Genomic DNA, 24,023 nt, shown 5'->3' on the forward strand with positions numbered 1-24,023 from the left:
ATAAATTAAAAGATCATGCTAGGTGAATCCAGCATGATTTTTTTATCCAATATCTTTTTTTGCAAAGCTTTTAACGCTTATAAATATAAAAAATACTAAGTATATGCATACATAAAACATCATATATAAACTTGGTGTGGTGGATTTTTCTGTCATACTAAAGCCTGATAGAAGGTTAAAGGAGCCTAAAGAAGTAAAAATAGCAGAAATCATTTTTCTATAAATGACTTCAAAGGGAGAAATTAAGCTTGAAATTATTCCAATGGTGGAAAGAGAGTCATTTTTTGTATATGCTCCTAATTGTTCCATCACTCCACCAATTAGTCCAAGTATATAGAGAGACATTATTAATATTCCATTATTTAAGGTTTTAAATTTAGTACTTCCATAAAGAGATACTGATAATATGGTTAAAGGCTGTAAAATAAAAAACAGGAATCCCTTAACTAAAGCACCTATTCCAAAGGCTTCTATAATAGATATTTTACTTACAGTGGAAATAATAATTACTGCTATGTAAAGGACAATGCTGTATAAAATAATTAGAATAGCTGTTCCTAAGTATTTTCCAAGTATATACTCACTTCTTCTAATTGGTTTTGTTAAAATGGTTAAAATTGTCCCATTTTCTATTTCGGAAGAAACAGTTCCTATAGACAGCATTATGGTTAGAAAACCTAAAAGCATGCTGGAAAAATAGAAGCCAACTATAGAAATAGTTGAAGAAAGATTTACAACCATATCTATCATGCCATTGTTTTGATGTAGATTCTTACCTATAAATCTAAAAATAATAGTTAAAAGAATAAGATATATTATAGTTAATATGCCTATAAAATGAAAAATTTTCTTCCTATAAATTTCTTTAAAAGTAGATTGAGCAATTGTAAGCATTAATTTTGACCTCCTTCAACAAGCTTTATAAACAGGTCTTCAAGACTATCTCTGTGTGGAGTAAGTCCATATAGCTTTCCGCCGCCTGATATAATTAATGATGCAATTTGGTGTATTTCAGCATCTTCCTTTACATGCATCTTGATGTTTTTTCCATTAAAAGTTAAATCTTCATCAAACTTTTCAAGCTTATTTAAAATTTCATTATTTATATCTTCTACATGAATATCCAGAATAGTATTTCCTTCTAAAAGATCATTCATTTTTCCTTGTTTTATAATATTTCCCTTGCTGATAATGGCAGCGCTATCACAAATCATTTCTACTTCACTTAAAAGATGACTGTTTAAAAATACAGTTTTATCCATACTCTTTAATTTTAACATAATGTCTCTAACTTCTTTTCTGCCTATGGGATCTAGAGCGGAGGTAGGTTCATCTAAAAAAAGAAGCTTTGGGTCGCAAAGAAGAGCACTGGCAATTCCTATTCTCTGCTGCATTCCTTTACTATAAGTACCTATTTTACTTCTTTCAGCACCCTTTAAATTAACAATTTCAAGAACTTCTTCTATTTTTGCAGAAGAAGTTTTTTTGTCAAGCTTGTATAATGAAGAATGGAAGGACAGGAGATCCAATCCTGTCATCCATTCTTGATATTTAAAAAGTTCTGGCAAGTAGCCTATCCTTTTTCTTGTTTCCATGTCTCCAATAGGTTTACCCAGTATCTGTGCAGTACCTGAAGTTGGAAATAATAATCCTACAACGGTCTTTATAAAGGTGCTTTTTCCCGCGCCATTAGGACCTAAAAATCCATAAATTTCGCCTTCAGCTGCAGATATATTTATATTCCTGCATCCTTTGTTATTTTCATATATTTTAGAAAGATTTTCAGTTTCAATTACCAAATTTATCACCTCATAGATTTTGCAATTTCTATTAGTTCATTTTTATCTGCATTACCATCAATGCTGATTAAAATATCATCCTTAAGCATTAAAATATAGGAATGTCTTGATTTATTGTCATTCTTACTAGTATCGAAGCATCCAATAGCTTTCATTCCATTTATAGTCATTTCTTCAGATTTATTTCCCACATTAGGAACATACAAGGTACTTTTCCAATCTTTCATTGATTTTAATTGCTTTTGCATATCATATGGAAGTACAGAAAGATCTGAAATAGCATTAAATATTTCATCCACATTTGCACCATCAGGTGCAATAATTTCTGGCATTTTACTTTCTGATACAGCTATACGGTTACTATTTGTAGGATCTTCATACAAAATGCTTAATGTTCCACCTGTATTCAAAGAAAAAGTTTTTCCATCTAAGTTTTTAGGAAACAGCTTTTTTCCTCCTAAGGATTTAAGAAGTTGATTTATATTTTCAATATTTAGTGTGAAATCACATTTTGAAGGTTTATTTATGAAAACATTTTTTGTATTTTTTGATGGCATATTTTTAGGATATAGTATTGTAAATGGCAATGCTTTTTTGGCTTCATCGATGGTTACAGTTTTTTGTTCACCGCCTTGGTATTTTACTTTACCTATTTTATCAATATTAATATCTGATTTATTCTTCTCAAGCTCACTTTTAAGCTTTTCAACATCATCCAATGAAATATTTACACTTTTAATATCATTTGCTCTAAAAATTGAAACTGCATTAATAACTGCTGCTCTTATAGGTTGAACTGAAACACAAGTTGTTATAGCAAGAGCAACACAAGCAGCTGCTGTTACCTTTTTATATCTTTTCATAATCTTAGATTCTCCTTTTCTATTTTTCATTTTAATATCCATATTTGCTGGTTTTATAGGGGTTATATTAAAATCCTTTTTATAATCCTTAAGCTTATCCATGGTAAAGCTGTTTACAGATTTTAATTCTTTATAAATTTCTTTACATTTTTCACATTGAAAAAGATGCATTTCTACTTCTTTCATTTCAATATCATTAAGTTCTTCATCAATGTATGCTTGAATAATTCCTTCATTTAGACACTTCATTTTTATTCACCTCTTCCTTCTAAATTTAAGTAGTTTTCCTTAAATTTTGTTTGTGCTCTTGATATAAGAGTGCCTACGGAATTTTTATCAACTCCGATTACTTCTGCAATTTCACTATATTTATATCCCGAAAACTTAAGAAGCAGACACATACGATCTCTAGGTGAAAGTATATTTAGTACCTTTTTAGTTAAATCTACTTCACAATTATTAATTGCAACTTCTTCAATTGAAACTACATTATCCATTTCTTTTTTATAAATCATCTCATTTTTTCCCTCATGAACTTTTTTATCTCTTATATAATTATAGGAAGTATTAGTGGAAACTTTATTTAACCATGCAGCAATGTTGTCATGAGCAGGTGGTGAATTATATAATTTTATAAATACCTCCTGTGTTAAATCTTCAGCTGCATGCATGTCACCAGTGAGGTAGGAAATTCTTTTAAAGATGGTGTCATAATATTTCTCATATGCAGTTTTAAAATTTTGTTCTTGTTTTTTCTTATTAAAATAACTAATAACACCCATATTTTAGTTGTCTTCCCCCTTAGGTAACTTTGTCCAAAAGCTTTTGATTAAAATATTCTAGAATATTTTGATACCTTTTCTCAATTTTGGTATCTATAATATTAACACATAAGTATTAGAAATTGTGACAGAGATTAGAAAAAAGTATAAATTTTCGTGTATTGTGCAAGTTTATATTATTAACCTACGTGAGTAAGATGGTATAAGGACTTTATAGAAAATAATTATCATGTTTAAGAAGGTGAAGTAATGAATTTGAAAAGAAAAGCAATTAGAGTAGGAATTGCTGCTTCCTTATGTATATTGGTGTCAAATTTATTAAAATTAAAATATCCTTTTTTTGTTGTGCTTCCTGCAGTTATGCCTATATCCACTTTTTTTGGTGAAACAATTAAGTTTGGAGCAAATAGGATTATTGGCAGCTTTATCGGGGCTCTAATTGGGGTTATACTTGTAACTCTTCAATGGCAAAATACTATTTTAATTGGAATAGGAGTAATGCTCATTATTTATATTTGTAGTTACCTTAAATGGGATAGTACTACATCTATTGCTTGCCTGGTATTTGTGTCTATTATGCTTGGGGTAAAAGAGGCTGGAGCTATTTTATATAGCGCCCACAGATTGTTGGATACATTAATAGGCATATCTATTACTACAATTGTAAATAACTATGTTTTCAATCCCAATATGATCAAAGTACTTAAAAATAGAGCCCAAGATATACAACAAAGTCTACTTAATTTAGTTAGCGATAAGGAATTTATAGAAGATAAGAGTGAATTAGATAATATTGAAAAAAGTATAAACAGTTTAAGGGAAACCTTCAATATATATTCTGAAGAAATTAAAGTTAGTTCAAAATTTTTGCCTGTAAAAAATAAATTAGATAAAATGTTGGATGTTTTTACTATTATTTTTCAACAGGTTGGAATAATTAATTATATCAACGTTAATGACGATTTTCATGATCTTAATAAGGAAAATATTAATATGATTATTAGTTTTCATAAGGATATATTTTTTCGTGAGATGAAAAATTTAAACGAAATTATAAAAAGTATTTAGGAAGTGTATATATTATTTACAAATATAAATTACAAAGTGTGATAAGTGACTCTATATAACTAACATGAATATTATACATATAAAAGTAAATAATATCCTTGTATAAAGATATTTTATGTTAATAAATGGTGCCACTAAGTTATATAAGGAGGAGTTCATAATGTCAGGTCCTATAAGTATAGGGGTAAGCATTCCGAGAAAGGAATCTTTAGATAAGGTTACAGGCGCAGCTAAGTATACAGACGATTCGACAACTCCGTGGATGTTATATGCAAAGCTGTTAACAAGTCCTCATGCACATGCAAACATAAAATCAATAAATATAGAAGCTGCTTTGAAATCTAAAGGAGTTAAATCAATAGTAACTGGTGATTATTTTCCAACACAATGTGGTGCAAACATTGAAGATAGACCTCCTTTAGCTAAGGACAAAGTAAGATATTTTGGAGAACCTATAGCAATAGTAGTTGCAAGTAGTGAAGAAGAAGCTGCCAGGGCATTAAAACTTATTAAGGTAGAGTATGAACAACTTCCAGTAGTAAATTCTGTTAACCAGGCAATTAAACCTGATGCTCCTCTAATTCATCCCAATTTATCTAAATATGCTTGTGTTGTTAATTTTGCAAACCCCAAAGAAAATAGTAATATTGCTACCCAGGTGAAAATTCGAAAGGGTGATATGGCTAAAGGATGGGCAGAGAGTGATGTGGTGATTGAGTCTAGTTTTACACTGCCAGAGTCAGATCATTTAGCTATGGAAACCCGCAATGCAAAGGCACAAATATTACATGATGGTCGTGTTATTATATATACTTCTTCACAAGCACCCTTTCATGTAAAACAGGTTATAAGTAAACATTATAATATACCTGAAGGTAATATTATAGTTCGTGTTCCTCTAGTAGGAGGTGCCTTTGGGGGTAAAGCATGTGTTCAATTAGAACTTTTAGCTTATCTGGCATCAAAATCTGTAGACGGTAAAATGGTTAAAATAGCAAATACAAGAGAAGAAGATATGGTTACATCTCCTTGCAAAATAGGTTTGGAAGCAAATCTTAAAATAGGGGCTTCTAAAGATGGAATGATAAAGGCATTAGAATGTACTTATTTAGTAGATTGTGGTGCTTACACAGACACTAGTCCAACCATGGCAAAAGCCATAGCAGTTGACTGTACAGGTCCATATAATATTGAAAATGTTTTTTGTGACTCTTTATGTGTTTATACTAATCATACTTATGCAACTTCCTACAGAAGTTTTGGGCATGTATCCTTTACCTTTTGTATTGAGAGATTGCTTGATAAATTAGCAGCAGCATTAAAAATAGATATGTTTGATTTAAGAAGAAAGAATGCAATTTCTCCTGGTAAATTTTCTCCTACACAAGTAAAAATAACTGAAAGCAATACGGGAAGCTTGCAAAAATGTCTTGATAAGCTAAAACAAGTTATCAATTGGAATCCTGCAAATATAATTGAGATTAATGGTGATATTGTTCACACAAAAGCCATTAGTTGTTTTTGGAAAACTTCAGATTCACCATCAAATGCTGTTTCCGGAGTTATTTTAACATTTAATAAAGATGGAAGTATCAATTTAAATTGTGGTGCTGTAGAAATTGGTCCTGGTATGAAAACTGCTGCAGCACAAATATTGGCAAAGAGAATGAATATGGATGTAAGTAGAATTCATGTTTTCATGGGAGTAGATACTCAAATTTCACCTGAACACTGGAAAACAGTGGCTAGTGTTACAACGTTTATGGTTGGAAAATCAGTTTTAAAAGCTGCTGAAGATTTAATAAAACAACTAATTAGCATAGCTTCTATAGTAATGAAATGTCCTGTAGAAGATCTAGAAGTAGCTAATGAAAAGGTTTTTTTAAAGGATGATCCTGATGTATACATATCTTTTAAAGATTTAGTACATGGTTTTTCATATACCAATGGAATATCCATAGGAGGGCAAATAATAGGAAAAGGCAGTTATATGGTGAGACACATAACCGAACTTAATAAAGAAAATGGAAAAGGAAAGGCCGGTCCTTTCTGGACAGTAGGTGCACAGGAAGTTGAAATTGAATATAACCGCAAAAATTACACCTATAGAATTTTGAAAGCTGCTACTGTTATTGATGCAGGCAAGGTAATTAACCCTAAAATAGTGAGAGGATTAATAATGGGAGGTATGAATATGGGGCTTAGTATAGCTACTAGAGAAGAATTTTTATACAATGATGAAGGAATTCTTCAAAATACAAGTTTACGTACATATAAACTCATACGTTTTGGTGAGACTCCTGAATATATAGTGGATTTTATTGAAACTCCTCAAATTGATGCGCCTTATGGTGCAAGGGGATTAGCGGAACATGGAATTATAGGTGTTCCAGCGGCTTTTGCCACAGCATTATCATTAGCAGCAGAAAGTGACTTTCTTAAAATACCTATTACACCAGAAGTTATATGGCAAGCTAAGACTGGAGGAAAACATGATACCCTTTGATTTTGAATACTATAAACCTGAATCTATAAACGAAGCTGTTACTTTATTTAAAGAATTACAAAGTCATGGAAAGGAACCTAAATATTATGGTGGTGGAACAGAAATAATAAGCATGGCAAGAGTTAATAATATTTATACAGGAGCTGTAATTGATATAAAAGGGATACCTGAATGTAATATGCATACACTTCAAAATGATAGTTTAATTATTGGATCAGCTGTTACACTTACAAGCATAGCAGAACAAGATTTTTTTCCACTGCTTAGTTTAACAGTAAAAAGAATAGCTGATCACACTATACAGGATAAAATAACTTTAGGTGGAAATTTAGCAGGCACAATAATATATAGAGAAGCTGTACTTCCGCTTTTATTAAGTAATAGTGAAGTAGTAATAGCTGGAAGCTGTGGTATAAAAAAAGTATCCATAATGGATATCTTCAATGAAAGAATACAAATTGATAATGGGGATCTTATTGTACAAATAGAAGTAAAAAGAAATTTTTTGGATATGCCACATTTACATGTAAAAAGAACTAAAAGTGACAAAATTGATTATCCTTTAATAACGCTTGCAGCACTAAAGGATAACGACGTTATTAAAGTTGCGTTTAGTGGATTATTTAAATATCCTTTTAGATCCTTTGAGGTGGAAAATATAATTAACAATAAAGCGTTAAATTTAAATCAACGTATAAACAATATAATAAGCAGTATATCATCTAATATCTATAGTGATTTAAATGGGTCTTCAGAGTATAGAAAGTTTGTATTACAGAGTATGCTTTTAGAGACAATGGAAGAACTTGAAGGGGGGACTTAAATGCTGCAAGTTTTGGAAAAATCAATAATTACACTAAATGTCAATAATGAAGATATAGAAGTAGTTGTTAAACCATCTGATATTTTATTAAATACTCTAAGGCTTCAACTTGGTCTTACAGGAGCAAAACCTGGTTGTGAAAATGGAGATTGTGGTTCTTGTACGGTTCTCGTAGATGGATGGCCTATAAAATCCTGTTTAATGCTTACAGTTGAGGCAATTGGTAAAAAAATAACTACCATAGAAGGTTTGAAAAATACTCCAATACAGCAAGCCTTTGTTGATAATTTCAGCTTTCAATGTGGATATTGCACATCAGGATTTTTAATGGTTTGTTATGCTTTAACTAATATTCATCCCGATACAAATGATTATGTTATTGCAGAATGGCTTCAATCTAATATATGTAGGTGTACTGGTTATGAAGAGATTAACAATGCTATTAAATCAGTGTTAAATACAGGTAAAAGCTAGATTTTAGTCTAAAAGAGGGTAACAGTATGAAACTGTTACCCATTGTTTATTAATAATAATTTCTTATTTTAAAAATTAAGCTTCAGAACATTTTGGAGAAGGGTCTACATCAGTATGAATGTTAGTTTCAACATTTTTGTTTCCGTGGTTTAAAAATGCATTTAATAATACGGCAACAACTGATGCAGAAACTATACCACTGCTGAATATAGATTTAAAAATTGATGGAGTATGATCAAGTAAAGTAGGTACACCTGTAATTCCAAGACCTACACCAATAGAACAAGCAACAACAAGCATATTGCAATTGTTATTAAAATCTACATCAGAAAGCATTTGAATTCCAGCTACTGCAACCATTGCAAACATTATAGTTGTAGCTCCACCTATAACAGGTTGAGGAATAATTGTAGCTATAGCTGCAAATTTTGGAATTAAACCAAGGCATACTAAAATGATACCAGAAGCAACTACAACAAAACGGCTTTTTACTTTGCTTAGTGATAAAAGACCAAGGTTTTGATTAAAAGTTGTGTAAGGGAAGGAATTAAAAATGCCTCCTAAGATTGTGGCAATTCCTTCTGCTCTAAGACCACGTACAATATCTTTTTCAGAAATTTCTTTATCACAAACTCTTCCAATTCCAAGAAAAGTACCTGTAGATTCAATCATTACTGTTAACATAACAAAAGTCATCATGATTATTGAGCCAATATCGAACTTTGGAAAACCAAAGTTAAATGGATGCACAAAGCTTATCCATTTTGCATTCATAACTGGTGAAAAGTCTACTTTTCCCATGAATGAAGCAACTATAGTACCTAGAATAATACCATTTAAAACAGAAATTGCTTGAAAAAATCCTTTGAAAAATTTATTTGATAGTAGAACCACAATCATTACAAATCCAGCTAATAAAAGATTAGATACACTTCCAAAGTCTTTAGCACCTGAACCACCACCAATGCTAGTTATACCTACATTTATTAGAGAAAGACCAATCATAGTAACAACTGTGCCTGTTACAACAGTAGGAAAAAACTTAAGTATTTTACCATACAGTGGTGCAATAAGTACTACAATAATTGCGGCCACTATTATGGAACCATAGGCTGCCTGCATTCCTAAATTTTTACCTACGATTATAAGTGGACCAACAGCTGCAAAGGTACAACCTAATATTGCTGGCAATCTAATACCAATGTTAGGGCCTATTCCAAGTGCTTGTATTAAAGTTGCAATTCCACAAGTAAATAAGTCGGCTGCAACTAAAAGTTCTAATTGAGCTGGTGTCAAACCTACTGCACCACCTATAATCAATGGTACAGCTACAGCGCCTGCGTACATGGCAAGTACATGCTGTAAACCTAATGTAAACAGTTGAGGAGCAGGAAGAACTTCATTTACCTTATCAACTGCATTCATTTTTTCATCTTCCATAATAAAAAAACCTCCTGTAAAATTAAAAAATAGTATATAATATTGCTTACTTGAGGAATTTTTCCACAAGCTTTTAAATACAAAATAAAAATCCGCGGCTAATTCATGGAGAATCTGCAGCGGAATTCGAAAAACATCTCATTAAACTGATAAAAGTTTAAAGTATATAGTTTCCTCAGATTCATCCATAGAAAGGAAATTACGGTTTCCTAGTAGAGACTCCTGAACCATTATTATCAGGATTATACGGATGACTTATTTAGTATTATGACATCATGTTAGCATAGTTTTTTAAAAATATCAATACAATTTATTAAATTTAAACATAAATATTCGTGTTTAATAGTATTTTTTTACATATAAGTATACTATAGTTCGTACTGTAACGAATTATAGCGTTTGAAATTTAATTGGGTTCTGTCAATTGTCCTCTTGAAAAAGTTGAGTCAATTAAATAAAAGCTGTGAAATTAAGGTAGAATTACCCTTATATTCACAGCTTTTTAATATCTATAGGTTTATTGTGCAGCTTTAAGTTTTTCAATACCTACTTGAATTCTTCTTAAAGTTTCTTCTTTACCTATTATTTCAGCTATTTCGTAAGCACCGCCTGGAGTTGATTTTTTACCTGAAACAGCAGTTCTTACAGGCCATAAAACTATACCATTTTTAACTCCAAGTTCTGCAACTAAATCCATACAAATTTTTTCTATATTTTCAAAAGTCCATGGAGTTAAAGCTTCAAATCTAGGCAATATTTTTTCTAAAACATCTAATGAATTTTTGTAGTTTGTTTTCATCTTCTTATGAACATAAAGTTCTGCTGAATGTTCTGGAAGAGCTTCAAAAAAGTCTACCATATCAGGTATTTCATTTAAAACTTCTACTCTTGTCTGTAGAAGTGGGCTTATTTTAGTAAAATCTAAATCTTTAGTTATAACCTTTTTATAATAAGGAAGAGCTAATTTATGAAACTCTTCTAATGGAAGTTTCTTTATATATTCTCCATTCATCCATCTTAATTTTACATCATCAAATATAGCTGGTGATTTATTTATATTTTTATAGTTAAAGGTTTCCACTAATTCATCAATAGTGAATATTTCTTTTTCACCACCTGGATTCCAACCAAGTAAAGCTATATAATTTAGTATAGCATCCTTTAAATAGCCTTTTGCCATTAAATCTTCAAAGGAAGCATCTCCATTTCTTTTACTTAATTTATGATGAGTATCCTTCATTATTGGAGGACAATGTACATATATTGGAACGTCCCATCCAAAAGCTTCATATAATCTGTTATATTTAGGTGATGATGATAAGTATTCACTTCCACGAACTACATGAGTTATTCCCATTAAATGATCATCTACTACATTAGCAAAATTATATGTAGGGAATCCATCTGATTTTATAAGTATCATATCATCCAATTCTGAGTTATCTACAGTTATAGTTCCGTAAATATCATCTTCAAAGCTTGTAGTGCCTGTTGAAGGATTATTTTGTCTTATAACATAAGGAATACCAGAAGCCAACTTTTCTTCTATTTCTTCCTTAGATAAACTAAGACAGTGTTTATCATATTTAGCAGCTGTATTATTAGCTTCAGCTTCTGCTCTCAAAGTTTCCATTCTTTCTTTAGAACAGAAACAATAGTAAGCCTCACCTTTTTCTATTAACTGCTTAGCATATTCTATGTATATATTAGTTCTTTCGCTTTGAACATAAGGACCTACTGGACCACCTATATCTGGACCTTCATCATGTTTAAGTCCTGTAACCTTTAATGTGTTATAAATTATATCTAGAGCACCCTCTACAAATCTTTCCTGGTCGGTATCCTCTATTCTAAGTATAAAGTCTCCATTTTCATGTTTGGCTATTAAGTAAGCATATAATGCTGTTCTTAAATTACCAACATGCATATAACCTGTTGGACTTGGGGCAAATCTTGTTCTAATTTTAGCCATTTTTACCACTCCTATATTTATTAAAATAAAAACCCTTCATCACAGTGACGAAAGGTAAACTAACTTAATATTACTACTTATAATAATATATTAACAATCAACTGGTGTCAAGATACGCTGGGAAAAAAGGGAGATGCAAGATATTATATAAGGAAAATTCAAAATTTCTAAAAAATTTAAATATAATTATGTAGAATAATTTATTATTATATTATTGATAAAAATTAAACAATAGAATATAAAGAAAAATATGTATACGTTTGTACAAAGTCGAAAAATAAAAAAGCAAAAGCGCATACGACATAAAAATACAAAAAAATCCATTAGATTTTGCCTAAAAATAGGTCAGAAGTTAAATTATATTTAATAGAACTCTTTAAATTAGCAGCAAATGTTAGTATACTATATTTAGTAACTGTAATTCATAACTTAAACTAATGTATAGTTTTTTTATATGTAGTATTATAAATAATTTATTATTGTGAGTTGCAGATAAATAAAATCAATTAGAAGAGGGGATAGACATGAAAATCAAAAGAAAACTGTTGTCATTTTTTGTATTAAGCTCCATAGTACCTTTTATACTAATAATTACATTAGTCTGTTTTATAAATAGTGGTTCAGGTGGCTATGATTTCACATGGAAACCTTCAAGTATAATAATTACTATTTTTACTATTATTATTATAATTTTGGCGGCTTTAGAAGGAAGGAATTTGCTGAAAGTTATTGAACAAACTAATGATGTTGAAAAGAACGGAAATGAAAATTCAACTAAGTTTGAAGCTGATTCATGGATTAAAACATCATGTGGACATTTAGAAGAAGTAGTATCTGGATTTTCTAGTAGGTCACATGAAATGCTAGCTTCAGCAAATGAAGTTGCAAATTCAATACAGCAAGTTGCACAAGGAGCTAATGATCAATCTAATGAAATTATGAAAATTGTAGAACTTTTAACAAGTTTGACAAAAGAAACGGATTTAGTTCAAGGAAAATTGTTCACTGTACATAAAAATACACAAGAAACTGAAACACAGGCAGTAGAAGGTGAAGGTAAAATATATGAGCTCATAGACTTTATTGTAAAAGTAAAGAACTCTTTTGATGTAGTCATGGAAAACGTAAATAATTTATCTGGTACTGTATCAGAAATAGGGAAAATCACCGATGTAATAAATGCTATATCAGAACAAACTAATCTTTTAGCTTTAAATGCATCAATAGAGGCAGCTAGAGCTGGAGAGCAAGGCAAAGGTTTTACTGTAGTAGCAGAAGAAGTTAGAAAGCTTGCAGAAGAATCTAAAGTTTCATCAGGAAAAATAGTAAATCTTGTAAAGTCAATTTCCCAAGGAACAGAAAGTGTATTAGATAATTCAAGTAAAGTTGGAGCATTACTAGAGGGGCAAGCTGAAGTAGCTAATGATACTATAATATCATTTGAAGATATTATAGCTTCAGTAAAGAACGTGCCTGTACTTATAAAAGAAACAGGAGAATCTTTAAATAAGGTTACAGAAAACAGTAATTCTGTTTTAGATAAGGTGAAAAAGGTATCAGAAGTATCGGAAGTAACCTCTGGAACTTCAGAAGAAATATCTGCATCTTGTGAAGAATTGGTGGCATCTTGTGAGGAAGTTTCCAAGTTAGCTAGCAAATTGGAAAATGAAGTAGAAGACTTAAAAAATAAAAATGATTAAAATAAACTTAGAATATTTTATATATTATCTGCCGTAATTTAAATACGGCAGATTTTTTTTATATTAAGCTATGATATTGGAAAAAAGAGTTATAGGGTGAAAATGAAAGATAAAATAGCATAATTTAAGTGGGAGCAAAATTGACACAAGCGTATATTATTGGTATAAATAATATAGCACATATGTGAAATATAACACATATATTAATAACAAAAAACCTAATATGCTATATTAATATTTTAACAATTAGGTATTAAGGATATAGGAGGAAATAATATGTCTATAAAAGTTGCTATTAATGGTTTTGGAAGGATAGGTAGAGCAGTGCTTAGGATTGCTCAAAATAGATTGGGTAGGGATGTAGAAATTGTGGCTATCAATGCTAGAGCAGATAGTGAAACTCTAGCTCATCTTTTCAAATATGATTCTTGTTATGGTAGATTTAATGGAAAGGTAGAAACTACAGAAAATTCAATTATAGTGAACGGTAAGAGCATAAAAATATTAAGAGAAAATGATCCAGAAAATTTACCTTGGGGAAAAATGGATATAGACATAGTAGTAGAGTCTACAGGAATTTTTAAAGATAAAGAAAAGCTCATGAAGCATATAAAAGCAGGAGCTAAAAAGGTTATATTAACAGCACCAGGAAAAGATGAAGATATAACTATAGTTATGGGAGTTAACGAAAAAGAGCTAGATGTTGAGAAACATTGTGTAATTTCAAATGCTTCTTGTACTACTAACTGTTTAGCACCTTTTGCTAAAGTTTTGGATGACAAATTTGGAATAGTAAAAGGATTGATGACTACTATACATTCTTATACTAATGATCAAAGAATATTAGATAAAAATCATAAGGATTTAAGAAGAGCAAGAGCAGCAGGAGAATCAATAATACCAACCACAACAGGAGCAGCAAAGGCTGTAGGAAAAGTTCTTCCAAATCTTAAAGGGAAATTAAATGGTTTTTCTGTAAGAATACCTACTCCAACAGTTTCACTTACAGATTTAGTTTGTGAACTTTCAAAATCTGTAACTGTGGATGAAATTAATAATACATTTAAGGAAGCAGCTTCAGGATATATGAAAGGAATACTTGGTTATTCAGAAGAACCACTAGTTTCTATAGATTACAAAGGAGATGAGAGATCATCCATAGTAGACGGGCTTTCAACAATGGTAATGGAAGGAAATATGGTAAAGGTAGTCTCATGGTATGATAATGAATGGGGATATTCTTGCAGAACTGTTGATTTAGTAAATTATACTGCAATGGAAATGCAAAAGCAGTGTGAATATAAAATGGGAATGGTTGTTTAGTGGAAATTTAGAAAAGTTAGAACTTGGGATTAAAAGTGGATATTTAGGGGAAAATATAAGGCTGCCAATTGTCAAATTGACAGCCTTACACTTGTCAAATTGACAGGCCCAATATTAATAATTTTGGCCTTTTTGTGAAGGAAAACATGAATAAGTGTAGAATTAAATAAGTAAAATGATTTAAGTAGTTGATTGGGGGTAATAATGTGGCTAATTTAAATGTAGATCTTCACGGAATAAAGATAAAAAACCCTATTATGCCAGCATCTGGACCACAGGTTAGAAATGCTGACTGCATGTTAGAATGTGTAAAGCAGGGAGTAGGAGCACTAGTAACTAAAACTATATCTGAAAAGTTTGTTAGAACTGCTAGACCTTGTATGCAGGAAACAAAGGATGGTGCTTTTTTAAATAGTGAATTATGGTCTGAACTTTCCGTAGAACAATGGGTAGAAAAGGGATATTCAAAATGTAAAAGCTATGGTGTTCCTTTTATAGTAAGTTTAGGTTATACTGCAAAGGAAATTGAAAAGGTACTTCCTATAATAACACCTTATGCAGATATTATTGAAATATCAACTCACTATATGGAAAAGGACTTGGAGTCAGTAGTAGATTCATTAAAAATAGCAAGTAAAAGTGATAAGCCTGTGTATATAAAAATAAGTCCAGGTATAACTAAAATAGGCTGGTATGTTAAAAGACTTGTAGAAGAAGGTGCAGCAGGATTTGTTGCAATAAACTCTTTAGGACCTTGTCTTCATATAGATGTAGAAACAGGTCTTCCTTACTTAGGTGGGGAAAAGGGTTATGGATGGCTTTCTGGCAAATCTTTAAATCCTATAGCATTAAGATATGTATATTCTATAGCTAATTCTGTAAAAGTTCCTGTAATAGGTGTAGGAGGAATATCCTCAGGAGAAGATGCAGTGGCAATGATAATGGCAGGAGCATCAGCAGTTCAGATTTGTACTGCTGCTATACTAGAAGGAAATGGTGTATACTCAAGGGTAAGTAATGAATTAAATAGTTGGCTTGATGCACATGGATTTGAAAGTGTTGAAGATATTAGAGGATTGACGGCTAGAAAGATGCAGGAAAGAAAGGTTATAAGAGAACCTATATTCCCAAAAATCAATAAGGAAAAATGTAATTCCTGTGGTAAGTGTGTTAAAAGCTGTGCATATAGCGCTATAACAATAAGCGATAAAGCAAATATAAACACTACTAAATGTTTTGGCTGCGGTCTTTGCTTAACTAGATGCCCAGAAACTGCAATAGAAGTTTAAAAATATAATGTAAAAAATAGACGTAGATGATTTTAGAAAAATTGTCTATGTCTATTTTTTATATTTGATGATTTAAAGAATCATATGTTTTACATTGACTCCTTTTACTTCTGTCAACTCTTTTTCCAAGGATTCTATTTCACTTGAATCTGAACAAATATGTAAAAGTATAAGACCAACTTGAGAACAAGTCTCAGTTTGAACTTCATGAAGGCCTAGTCTTGTTTTTATTATACAACCATATTTAGTTAGAATTGTTTGAACTTCTGGTGCATGAATGTTTCTTGAATCAATGGATATTGCCATAATTGTAGTTTGCATAAAAATCACTCCTTTTTTAATATACGTATATAGTATATACCTAATTTGTAAAATTAAACATATTTTTGTAGTAAAAAATATTAACAAAAAATTTAGTTTTTAGTAATAATGTTGTAACTTAATTGTCATATTAGTAAAATATAATTTTAATTGAAACAGTATGGGATGGAGGGATATTTTGTGAATACTTTATTAAGAAAAAAGCTGGGTGCAGTTCTTCTTTCTTGTGTGTTCGTATTAGAAGGTAGTTCTGCCTATGCTTCAGAAAACAAAACATTATCAACAACAAAAGTAAAAGGAGCAAAAAAAATAGTACAAGTCTCCAACAAATTCGATATAAATAGTATAAAGAGTTCTATATCGGGTGTGGAAGTTATAAGATTACAGGATGGAACATATATAATCATATCCAGTAATTTAAGTGATTCACAGCTTCAAAAGCAGCTTTCTAAATTTAAAGGCATTAAAAAAATACAGAATCCTAAAAATATAGGCATAGTAAAGCCTATACAGAAAACTCCAGTTCAAAATGTTAACCCACCAAGTACAAATACTAGTGGAGGAACAATACTTAATGATTCATTCTATAAATATGAATGGGATATAGGATATACTGAGAGTAATAAGGCATGGTCATTGGTAAATCAAAAAAGAGAAGTAAAAGTAGCAGTAGTAGATACCGGTGTAGATTATAATCATGTGGATTTAAAAAATAGAGTGTTAAAGGATTTAGGATATAATTTTGTAAATAACACTAGTGATGCTATGGACGACAATTCTCATGGTACCCATGTAGCAGGAATAATTGCTGCAGAGGCCAATAATAAGCAAGGTATATCAGGAATTACAGGTAACCTGGATGTTAAGATAATACCAGTGAAAGTTTTAAATTCTAAGGGAGAAGGACAATCTGATATTATAGCTAAGGGCATAGAATATGCTGCAGATAAAGGAGCAGACATAATAAATTTAAGTTTTGGCTGTGATGAGGAAAGCACAGATATAGAAAATGCAATACAGTATGCTAGAAATAAAGGGTCATTTATAGTAGCTGCGGCTGGAAATGATAATATAGATTGTGATAACAGCAGCCCGGCAGGAGAAGCAGGTGCGTATACAGTATCAGCAATTAATCCTTCATATATGAAAGCATACTTTTCTGATTATGGTAATTCAGTAAAGATAGCTGCTCCAGGAGTACAAATAGTAAGTACAGTACCTGGCAACAAATATGAAGCTTGGGATGGAACTAGTATGGCAGCACCAGTGGTATCTGGCGTTGCTGCAATGGTTAAAGCAGAAAATCCATCAGTTACACCAAGTGAAATGGAGGATGTACTTGACAAGTCTGCAGTGGATGTAATGCAAAAAGGAAAAGATAAGTATACCGGTTATGGATTAGTAGACGCTTATAAAGCTATACAATTGGAAAAGACTATGGAAAAATAAATAGCACACACAAAATTTTAGCTTAATATAATAAGCACATTGTGACACAACTTTTTTTAGAGGACAGAGGACAATTGACAGAGGACAGTGAAGGATGATTTTTCTCCGCTGTGCTGCGAAAAATCTTTAATTAAATTTTTGAGAGCTCGTTTCACTAAAGTGAAACATTGCTGACTTATATAAATTTAAAGCTTATTTTGTGTTAGCAAAATAAGCTTTGAAATAAATTAGTTTTCTGACGTAAGGAGGAAAACTCACCTTCATTGTCCTCTGTCCTTTGTCAATTGTCATCTAAAAATAATACTTCGTATTATTTTTAAATATCTTTTATCTCTTCTCTTATTTTTTCAATAAGAAGTTCCTTATCCGTTGAATCCAAATCTTCTATGGAATTTATAACTGAAAGGATTCTATTTCTAACTACGCTGAATTTTTCAGGAGTCAATTCAGGAGTAAATGTATCGCCGGGCTTAGCTATATAAGTAGAATATCCCTTTGATAAAAGCAGCTCATTGAAGCTTTCTTGAGCTTCAGTATCACCATGAACTAAAATAACCTTTTCAGGTTTAGCTTTTAAAGCTTCAAGCCATTCTACAAGTCCATCTCTATCTGCATGACCAGATAAACCATGTAAATTATATATCTTAGCATTTACTACTACTTCTTCTCCGAAGAGCTTTACTTTTTTGGCACCATCAACTATGCTTCTTCCTAAAGTACCTTCTGCTTGATATCCTACAAATATTATAGAACTTTCTTTTCTCCATAAGTTATGTTTTAAATGATGTTTTATTCTACCAGCTTCACACATACCACTAGCAGAGATTATAATAGCACCACTTTGAACTTTATTAAGCTTTGCAGACTCTTCAGGAGACTTAGTAAAGGTTAAACCAGGGAAACTTAAAGGATCACTTCCTTTGGACAGGATTTCCTGAGCTTCTTCATCATAATATTTATGATATCTAGAAAAGATAGCTGTGGATTCAGAAGCTAAAGGACTATCCACATAAACGGAAACTCCCTTTAAAATATTGTTTTCTACATAGTTGTTTAAGGTATATAAAACTTCCTGAGTTCTTCCCACTGCAAAGGATGGAATTATTACATTTCCTCCTCTTTTGAAAGTACTTTTAATAATTTTGGCAAGATCAGTAAGTTCTGATGATATGGAAGTGTGAAGTCTATTTCCATACGTAGTTTCCATAATCAAATAATCTGCATAATCAATTATTGTAGGGTCTTTTAAAATAGGTATATTCTTGTTACCTAAATCACCAGTATAGACTAATTTAATTTGCTTTTTGTTATCCTCAATAAGCATTTCTATTATAGCTGAACCTAAAAGGTGTCCAGCATCTCTAAATCTTATTTTAAATCCATCAAATAATTCTATCCACTGATCATATGGATATCCGTTAAATAGATACATAGCTACATTGGCTATTTTTTCTGTATACAAGGGTTCAAGTGGAGGAAGACCTTGACGTGCTCTTTTTCTATTCTTCCATTCAACTTCTGATTCTAGTATGTGTCCGCTGTCTGAAAGCATTACACTACATAAGTCCTTAGTACCCTCTGTACATATAACATCACCTTTAAAGCCTTGTTTATATAGAAGAGGTATTCTGCCACTATGGTCTATATGGGAGTGAGATAAAATAACGTAATCTACGTCTTTAGGATTAAAATTAAAGGTTTCATTACCCCTTTCTTTTTCATCCCTTCCTTGATACATGCCACAATCTAAAAGTATATTTTTATCCTTTACCTTTAAAAAATGACTTGATCCAGTAACACAACCAGATGCTCCATAAAATTCAATTTTCATTTAAAGTACCCCCTTATCCTGTGTTGTTGTTATCATTATACATTATATTTTGAAAATTTTAAATATTATTTTTACATAAAATAAAATATTATGAAAACATTTGTTTATTTTATAAATTAATGTATGTTTTTGTTATTTAGTGTTAATTATATCTATAAAATTTTTTATAATAAAAGCTGTAAATCCCCATAATACATAATCTTTATATTTATAAAAGTATTCAGGAACACATCCAACACGAAATTTGTAGTCTTTTCCATTTCTTATAAGTTCATAGGGAAATGAATTTTCCGGATTAGGAAGCAAATTTAACTTATATAGTTCTGGAGGATTTTCTATGAAAAATTCTATAGGAACTTCGAAAATATGGTCCACTTCATCTTTATTAGGTTTTATGTTGTCACAATTTAAAATTGCTATAAAAGGATACATTATAAAATTATAAGGGGTCACAACATAATCCATGTTTCCTACAAATTCTAAATTTTCTCTTTTTAAATTGAGTTCCTCCATAGTTTCTCTTATAGCGCCATCTATTGGCAATTCATTTTCTTCTAATTTACCTCCAGGAAGACATATGTCACCAGGCTGATGTCTCAAATTAAAAGCTCTTACTTCGAAAACTATATTGATTTTACCTTGCTTTTTATGAAGTAAAATCATTACTGCATTTTTTCTATAATGTCCCATTATACCTTCCTGTCTATGTTTGAATATAGTTTTTATGTTGTTTATCATATAAAATCCTCCAGTACTATTTAGTATTTATATATATATTTTGTTTACGTTTAAGCTTTGAAAAATGAACTCATATGAAAATTGTCAAATTCTCTTCTAGGTGTTATACTAATGGTTGGTATAATTTAATTATAATACTTTAATTCATAATATTATGCATTAATTAATTGAAAAATTAATAAAATTTATAATATTAAATATGGAAGTAAATGGAGAGATGAAATTTGAAAAAGAAAAAATTACCTTTATTATTATCACTTATTATTGCTTCTTCTTTAAATTTTAATGTATTAGCTGCAGAAAATTCTGCATCTAAGGAAATTGAACCGCAAATTTACGGTAAAGCTGCTATAACAGTAGATATGAAAACTGGAGAGATAATTTATGCTAAAGATATAGATAAACAAATGTATCCTGCAAGTACTACTAAACTTCTTACAGCATTGCTTCTTGCTGAAAATAAAAATAAAAATGATGCTTTAAAATATACAGAAAAAGCTAAAATTCAGCCACCATCTGCACTAAATGCAGATCTTCATCCTATAAATGTAGGGGAAACTATGACAGCACAGGACGTTATGGATGGATTGCTTCTTTATTCAGGTAATGATATGGCTTATGTAATAGCTGAGAGTGTAGGAAAAGATGATGTAGATTTTGCAAATAAAATGAATGAAAAAGTAAAGCAATTAAATTTGAAAAATACTCATTTTGTTACTCCAAATGGTTTACATGATCCAAATCATTATACAACTGCATATGATCTTAGTAATATTGCAAGTACAGCTTTTCAAAATCCATGGGTTAGAGAAACTATGGGAAAGCAGAAAAATACAATAAAGACTTCTAGTGGTACTAGCTTTGTTATAGAAAATAGAAACAAGCTCCTAGGTAAAAATGGATGTATTGGAGGAAAGACTGGATATACATCTGAAGCTGGAAAATGTCTTGTTACTGTGTATGAAAGAGATGGCAGAAAAATTTTAGGTGTAGTCATGAAATCCGTATATGATGCAACAGATATGGCAGTGTTTAATGATATGGAGAAAATAATAAATTGGAGTTATGCTGCCAAACCTGTTACTCTTTATAAGGCAGGGGATGTTGTTACTACAAAGTCTATAAAATACAAGCCTTTAATAATTGGACCTGAAAAGACTATAAATGTACCTATATGTACAAAGGAAGATATTGTATACTATGATAATTATATAAATAAGAATGAATTGAGTAAAACTGTTAATTTATCAAATATTAATACTTCTAGTATAAAAGGAGAAAGTTCTATTGGAAATCTAACAGTTAAAGAAAGAAATGTAACAAATAACTATAAATTATATTCTACTGTATCTAAGTCAACTTTTGCTAAGAATAATATGGCATATTATGCAGCAGCTGCAGCTATAGTTTTGTGTATAGTAGGTGTTGCAATATATGCTATAAAAAAAATTATCAGTTTAAATAGAAGAAATAAAAGAGGAAAATATATTTAAAGTTAAAATAAAGAATTGAGGAATTAACAAAGCCTCAATTCTTTATTTTTATGTAAGAGAATATTATTAAAGGGGTTAGAAAACTATTTGTGAATGATTTTATCACTGTGTAAAAATTCATATGTATACAAATTTAAAAAAATTCAGTAAATTCCTTTATTTTCATTAGTAAATATTGTATAATGAAAACCGAGATATATAAATTCTTGGGAGAGGGTGTAGGAATATGACTGAGTGTCCTTTTTTATCAACTTATGACAATAGTATAGAGTGTTTTAAGGAATGTGCTTTATATAATTATAAAGCCACAGGAGATAATTGTCCTTTTCAAAATTTGAATGAATATTTAATGGAAAAAGTAGATTATAAAAATGAAATAGAATCTGTTCAAAAAGACTTAATGTTTACTAAAGAATATTATGCAGAATTTCATAATCAATATTTGTAAATCGTAGTTTTATTTTAAAAAATCATCGTGCTAAAATGTGTAATAATTATTGTAGGATAAAAATAACTAGTCAAACATGGAGTATATTTTGTGCTATTTTTTATAATCATAACTCTTGGGATATTAATGATTATAAAATAGCACAAAATAATCTCACAACATTTGACTAGTTATTTAAATTTTTAAAATTATTTTTTTTATTATTCTTCATATGTATTGGAATACTTATGAAGTAAATCTTGTTTTAAATCCCATAGTTTTTTTGATAAATCTACATAATATGTATGAGGATTTTCAAACCTTAAAACTTCAGGCCACATTTTACTTGTTTCTTCTTCAACAACTTTCTTAATGTCCATAACATTAGGATTTTCGTATATAGGGACTCCTTTGTCAAAAATTTTAACCATTAATTCTTTTACATAATAATCTTTAATTTTTTTCTTTTTCCATGTAAAAACTGGATCAAATATTTCAATAGGTTCATTTAAGTTTAATTCTTCATCACGTAAAGTTATTAAGTCTGCAATAGCTTTATTGTCTTTTTTAGTATATATTCTATATATATTTTTAAAACCTGGATTGGTTATTTTTTCTTCATTTTCGCTTATTTTTATTTTAGGAATTATATTTCCTACTGGGTCTTCTATAGCAGATAGTTTATATACTCCTCCAAATACAGGTTCAGATCTTGCTGTAATCAGTCTTTCACCTACTCCAAGGGAATCAATGCAAGCACCTTGGCTTAAGACATCACTTATAATAAATTCATCAAGAGAATTTGAAATGACTATTTGTACATCGCTAAAACCTGCTTCATCAAGAATTTCTCTACACTTTTTAGTAAGATAAGTTATGTCTCCACTATCTATTCTTATACCCTTAGGTCTAAAGCCATTAGGAAGTAAAATTTCATTGAATACTTTTATAGCATTAGGCAATCCGGATTTTAATACATTATAAGTATCTATTAAAAGTACGCAGTTATCAGGGTACACGTCTGCCCAAGCCTTGAAAGCATCATATTCTGTTGGGAATAGCTGTATCCAGCTGTGAGCCATAGTTCCTACAGCAGGTATACCAAACATTTCTTCAGATATTGTGCAGGCAGTTGATGAACATCCACCAATAACAGCAGCTCTTGCTCCATAAATTGCACCATCATATCCTTGAGCTCTTCTAGAACCAAATTCCATTACAGGTCTATTTCCTGCAGCTCTACAAATTCTATTAGCTTTTGTAGCTATTAAAGTTTGGTGGTTTATTGTAAGAAGTATCATGGTTTCTACAAATTGTGCTTGAATTGCAGGACCTTTTACAGTAACTAAAGGTTCATTAGGAAAAACAGGATTTCCTTCAGGAATAGCCCAGACATCACAAGAAAATTTAAAGTTTTTTAAATAATTTAAAAATTCCTCAGAAAATGCGTTCTTATTTCTTAAATATTCAATATCATCTTCGGAAAATTTTAGATTGGATAAGTACTCTATCACCTGTTGAACACCTGCCATAATGCAGTATCCACCACCATCAGGTACTCTTCTAAAGAACATGTCAAAATAAGCTATTCTTTCACCCATATCGCTATGTAGGTAACCGTTTCCCATTGTGAGCTCGTAAAAGTCCACTAGCATTGTAAGGTTTCTTCCAGTTCTTATGTTGAAATTTTTAGTGTATTCCATGGTTAAATCTCCTCTATATGTT

The 24,023-nt window shown here is 30.5% G+C and carries 20 protein-coding genes and 1 riboswitch; of the genes, 10 read left to right on the forward strand and 10 right to left on the reverse strand.

The features are described 5' to 3' along the window. Positions 1-42: 42 nt before the first annotated feature. Genes Ccar_RS02345 through Ccar_RS02360 form a run of 4 tightly spaced genes read right to left on the reverse strand, consistent with a single transcriptional unit; the run spans position 43 to position 3,444 of the window. Entirely contained in the window at positions 43-894 is an 852-nt protein-coding gene (locus Ccar_RS02345) for an ABC transporter permease (RefSeq protein WP_007061960.1), read from the reverse strand. Beyond that, positions 894-1,799, reverse strand: coding sequence for an ABC transporter ATP-binding protein (locus tag Ccar_RS02350; protein WP_007061959.1), 906 nt, complete (start codon positions 1,797-1,799; stop codon positions 894-896). The genes Ccar_RS02345 and Ccar_RS02350 overlap by 1 nt, the downstream gene beginning before the upstream one ends. A 5-nt stretch (positions 1,800-1,804) precedes the next feature. Next, positions 1,805-2,911 (reverse strand): anti-sigma factor family protein, encoded by a 1,107-nt coding sequence (locus Ccar_RS02355; protein ID WP_007061958.1) that lies wholly within the window; start codon positions 2,909-2,911, stop codon positions 1,805-1,807. A 2-nt stretch (positions 2,912-2,913) separates the two neighbouring features. Beyond that, positions 2,914-3,444, reverse strand: coding sequence for an RNA polymerase sigma factor SigX (locus tag Ccar_RS02360; protein ID WP_007061957.1), 531 nt, complete (start codon positions 3,442-3,444; stop codon positions 2,914-2,916). 249 nt (positions 3,445-3,693) lie between these two features. On the opposite strand from Ccar_RS02360, the gene Ccar_RS02365 reads away from it, so the two are divergent. The 4 genes from Ccar_RS02365 (at position 3,694) to Ccar_RS02380 (ending at position 8,315) form a co-directional block, all read left to right on the forward strand. Further along, the gene (locus tag Ccar_RS02365) at positions 3,694-4,512 is read left to right on the forward strand and encodes an FUSC family protein (RefSeq protein ID WP_007061956.1); all 819 of its coding nucleotides are present in this window, start codon (positions 3,694-3,696) and stop codon (positions 4,510-4,512) included. 160 nt (positions 4,513-4,672) lie between these two features. Beyond that, positions 4,673-7,018 (forward strand): xanthine dehydrogenase family protein molybdopterin-binding subunit, encoded by a 2,346-nt coding sequence (locus Ccar_RS02370; RefSeq protein WP_007061955.1) that lies wholly within the window; start codon positions 4,673-4,675, stop codon positions 7,016-7,018. After that, complete coding sequence (locus tag Ccar_RS02375) at positions 7,005-7,841, forward strand: FAD binding domain-containing protein (RefSeq protein WP_007061954.1); 837 nt, start codon at positions 7,005-7,007, stop codon at positions 7,839-7,841. The genes Ccar_RS02370 and Ccar_RS02375 overlap by 14 nt, the downstream gene beginning before the upstream one ends. Further along, positions 7,842-8,315, forward strand: coding sequence for a (2Fe-2S)-binding protein (locus Ccar_RS02380; RefSeq protein WP_007061953.1), 474 nt, complete (start codon positions 7,842-7,844; stop codon positions 8,313-8,315). A gap of 75 nt (positions 8,316-8,390) precedes the next feature. On the opposite strand, the gene Ccar_RS02385 is transcribed toward Ccar_RS02380, so the two are convergent. Both Ccar_RS02385 and gltX read right to left on the reverse strand, forming a co-directional pair. Continuing rightward, positions 8,391-9,755 (reverse strand): nucleobase:cation symporter-2 family protein, encoded by a 1,365-nt coding sequence (locus Ccar_RS02385; protein WP_007061952.1) that lies wholly within the window; start codon positions 9,753-9,755, stop codon positions 8,391-8,393. 168 nt (positions 9,756-9,923) lie between these two features. After that, positions 9,924-10,025, reverse strand: a riboswitch (purine riboswitch). 247 nt (positions 10,026-10,272) lie between these two features. After that, a complete protein-coding gene (gene gltX / locus Ccar_RS02390; protein ID WP_007061951.1) occupies positions 10,273-11,727 on the reverse strand; it encodes a glutamate--tRNA ligase in 1,455 nt (484 codons plus the stop codon). A gap of 524 nt (positions 11,728-12,251) precedes the next feature. On the opposite strand from gltX, the gene Ccar_RS02395 reads away from it, so the two are divergent. The 3 genes from Ccar_RS02395 (at position 12,252) to Ccar_RS02405 (ending at position 16,039) form a co-directional block, all read left to right on the forward strand. After that, positions 12,252-13,427, forward strand: coding sequence for a methyl-accepting chemotaxis protein (locus Ccar_RS02395; protein WP_242852186.1), 1,176 nt, complete (start codon positions 12,252-12,254; stop codon positions 13,425-13,427). A gap of 276 nt (positions 13,428-13,703) precedes the next feature. Then, positions 13,704-14,750 (forward strand): glyceraldehyde-3-phosphate dehydrogenase, encoded by a 1,047-nt coding sequence (locus Ccar_RS02400; RefSeq protein ID WP_007063445.1) that lies wholly within the window; start codon positions 13,704-13,706, stop codon positions 14,748-14,750. 206 nt (positions 14,751-14,956) lie between these two features. Next, positions 14,957-16,039, forward strand: a complete 1,083-nt coding sequence (locus Ccar_RS02405; protein WP_007063444.1) for a dihydroorotate dehydrogenase — start codon at positions 14,957-14,959, stop codon at positions 16,037-16,039. Between the two features lie 72 nt (positions 16,040-16,111). Here the strand turns inward: Ccar_RS02405 and Ccar_RS02410 are convergent, their stop codons facing one another. Beyond that, positions 16,112-16,360: a CPF_0552 family protein gene (locus tag Ccar_RS02410; RefSeq protein ID WP_007063443.1), complete on the reverse strand. Its 249-nt coding sequence runs from the start codon at positions 16,358-16,360 to the stop codon at positions 16,112-16,114. A gap of 180 nt (positions 16,361-16,540) precedes the next feature. Between Ccar_RS02410 and Ccar_RS02415 the strand changes: the two genes are divergently transcribed. Beyond that, complete coding sequence (locus Ccar_RS02415; protein ID WP_007063442.1) at positions 16,541-17,809, forward strand: S8 family peptidase; 1,269 nt, start codon at positions 16,541-16,543, stop codon at positions 17,807-17,809. 316 nt (positions 17,810-18,125) lie between these two features. Here Ccar_RS02415 and Ccar_RS02420 read toward each other — a convergent pair whose 3' ends face one another. Together Ccar_RS02420 and Ccar_RS02425 are read right to left on the reverse strand one after the other, a co-directional pair. Next, positions 18,126-19,640, reverse strand: coding sequence for an MBL fold metallo-hydrolase RNA specificity domain-containing protein (locus Ccar_RS02420; protein ID WP_007063441.1), 1,515 nt, complete (start codon positions 19,638-19,640; stop codon positions 18,126-18,128). Between the two features lie 132 nt (positions 19,641-19,772). Continuing rightward, complete coding sequence (locus Ccar_RS02425) at positions 19,773-20,378, reverse strand: NUDIX hydrolase (protein WP_007063440.1); 606 nt, start codon at positions 20,376-20,378, stop codon at positions 19,773-19,775. 224 nt (positions 20,379-20,602) lie between these two features. Here Ccar_RS02425 and Ccar_RS02430 point away from each other — a divergent pair, with 224 nt between their 5' ends. Next, entirely contained in the window at positions 20,603-21,871 is a 1,269-nt protein-coding gene (locus Ccar_RS02430) for a D-alanyl-D-alanine carboxypeptidase family protein (protein WP_048029844.1), read from the forward strand. Positions 21,872-22,097: 226 nt separating this feature from the next. After that, positions 22,098-22,319 carry a hypothetical protein gene (locus Ccar_RS02435; protein WP_007063438.1) on the forward strand — a complete coding sequence of 74 codons (222 nt, stop codon included), beginning with the start codon at positions 22,098-22,100 and terminating at the stop codon, positions 22,317-22,319. A gap of 200 nt (positions 22,320-22,519) precedes the next feature. On the opposite strand, the gene Ccar_RS02440 is transcribed toward Ccar_RS02435, so the two are convergent. Continuing rightward, on the reverse strand, positions 22,520-24,001 hold the full coding sequence (locus tag Ccar_RS02440) for a nicotinate phosphoribosyltransferase (RefSeq protein WP_048029845.1): 1,482 nt from the start codon (positions 23,999-24,001) through the stop codon (positions 22,520-22,522). Between the last annotated feature and the right edge of the window lie 22 nt (positions 24,002-24,023).

This window comes from Clostridium carboxidivorans P7, from assembly GCF_001038625.1.
GTDB lineage: Bacteria > Bacillota > Clostridia > Clostridiales > Clostridiaceae > Clostridium_AM > Clostridium_AM carboxidivorans.

What these genes read in the sequence shown, in the direction of transcription:
- gltX (WP_007061951.1), bottom strand. Translation starts at nt 11,727, where the DNA reads ATGGCTAAAATTAGAACAAGATTTGCCCCAAGTCCAACAGGTTATATG.
- Ccar_RS02375 (WP_007061954.1), top strand. Translation starts at nt 7,005, where the DNA reads ATGATACCCTTTGATTTTGAATACTATAAACCTGAATCTATAAACGAA.
- Ccar_RS02395 (WP_242852186.1), top strand. Translation starts at nt 12,252, where the DNA reads ATGAAAATCAAAAGAAAACTGTTGTCATTTTTTGTATTAAGCTCCATA.
- Ccar_RS02435 (WP_007063438.1), top strand. Translation starts at nt 22,098, where the DNA reads ATGACTGAGTGTCCTTTTTTATCAACTTATGACAATAGTATAGAGTGT.
- Ccar_RS02400 (WP_007063445.1), top strand. Translation starts at nt 13,704, where the DNA reads ATGTCTATAAAAGTTGCTATTAATGGTTTTGGAAGGATAGGTAGAGCA.
- Ccar_RS02345 (WP_007061960.1), bottom strand. Translation starts at nt 894, where the DNA reads ATGCTTACAATTGCTCAATCTACTTTTAAAGAAATTTATAGGAAGAAA.
- Ccar_RS02420 (WP_007063441.1), bottom strand. Translation starts at nt 19,640, where the DNA reads ATGAAAATTGAATTTTATGGAGCATCTGGTTGTGTTACTGGATCAAGT.
- Ccar_RS02380 (WP_007061953.1), top strand. Translation starts at nt 7,842, where the DNA reads ATGCTGCAAGTTTTGGAAAAATCAATAATTACACTAAATGTCAATAAT.
- Ccar_RS02355 (WP_007061958.1), bottom strand. Translation starts at nt 2,911, where the DNA reads ATGAAGTGTCTAAATGAAGGAATTATTCAAGCATACATTGATGAAGAA.
- Ccar_RS02365 (WP_007061956.1), top strand. Translation starts at nt 3,694, where the DNA reads ATGAATTTGAAAAGAAAAGCAATTAGAGTAGGAATTGCTGCTTCCTTA.
- Ccar_RS02410 (WP_007063443.1), bottom strand. Translation starts at nt 16,360, where the DNA reads ATGCAAACTACAATTATGGCAATATCCATTGATTCAAGAAACATTCAT.
- Ccar_RS02360 (WP_007061957.1), bottom strand. Translation starts at nt 3,444, where the DNA reads ATGGGTGTTATTAGTTATTTTAATAAGAAAAAACAAGAACAAAATTTT.
- Ccar_RS02440 (WP_048029845.1), bottom strand. Translation starts at nt 24,001, where the DNA reads ATGGAATACACTAAAAATTTCAACATAAGAACTGGAAGAAACCTTACA.
- Ccar_RS02385 (WP_007061952.1), bottom strand. Translation starts at nt 9,755, where the DNA reads ATGGAAGATGAAAAAATGAATGCAGTTGATAAGGTAAATGAAGTTCTT.
- Ccar_RS02425 (WP_007063440.1), bottom strand. Translation starts at nt 20,378, where the DNA reads ATGATAAACAACATAAAAACTATATTCAAACATAGACAGGAAGGTATA.
- Ccar_RS02370 (WP_007061955.1), top strand. Translation starts at nt 4,673, where the DNA reads ATGTCAGGTCCTATAAGTATAGGGGTAAGCATTCCGAGAAAGGAATCT.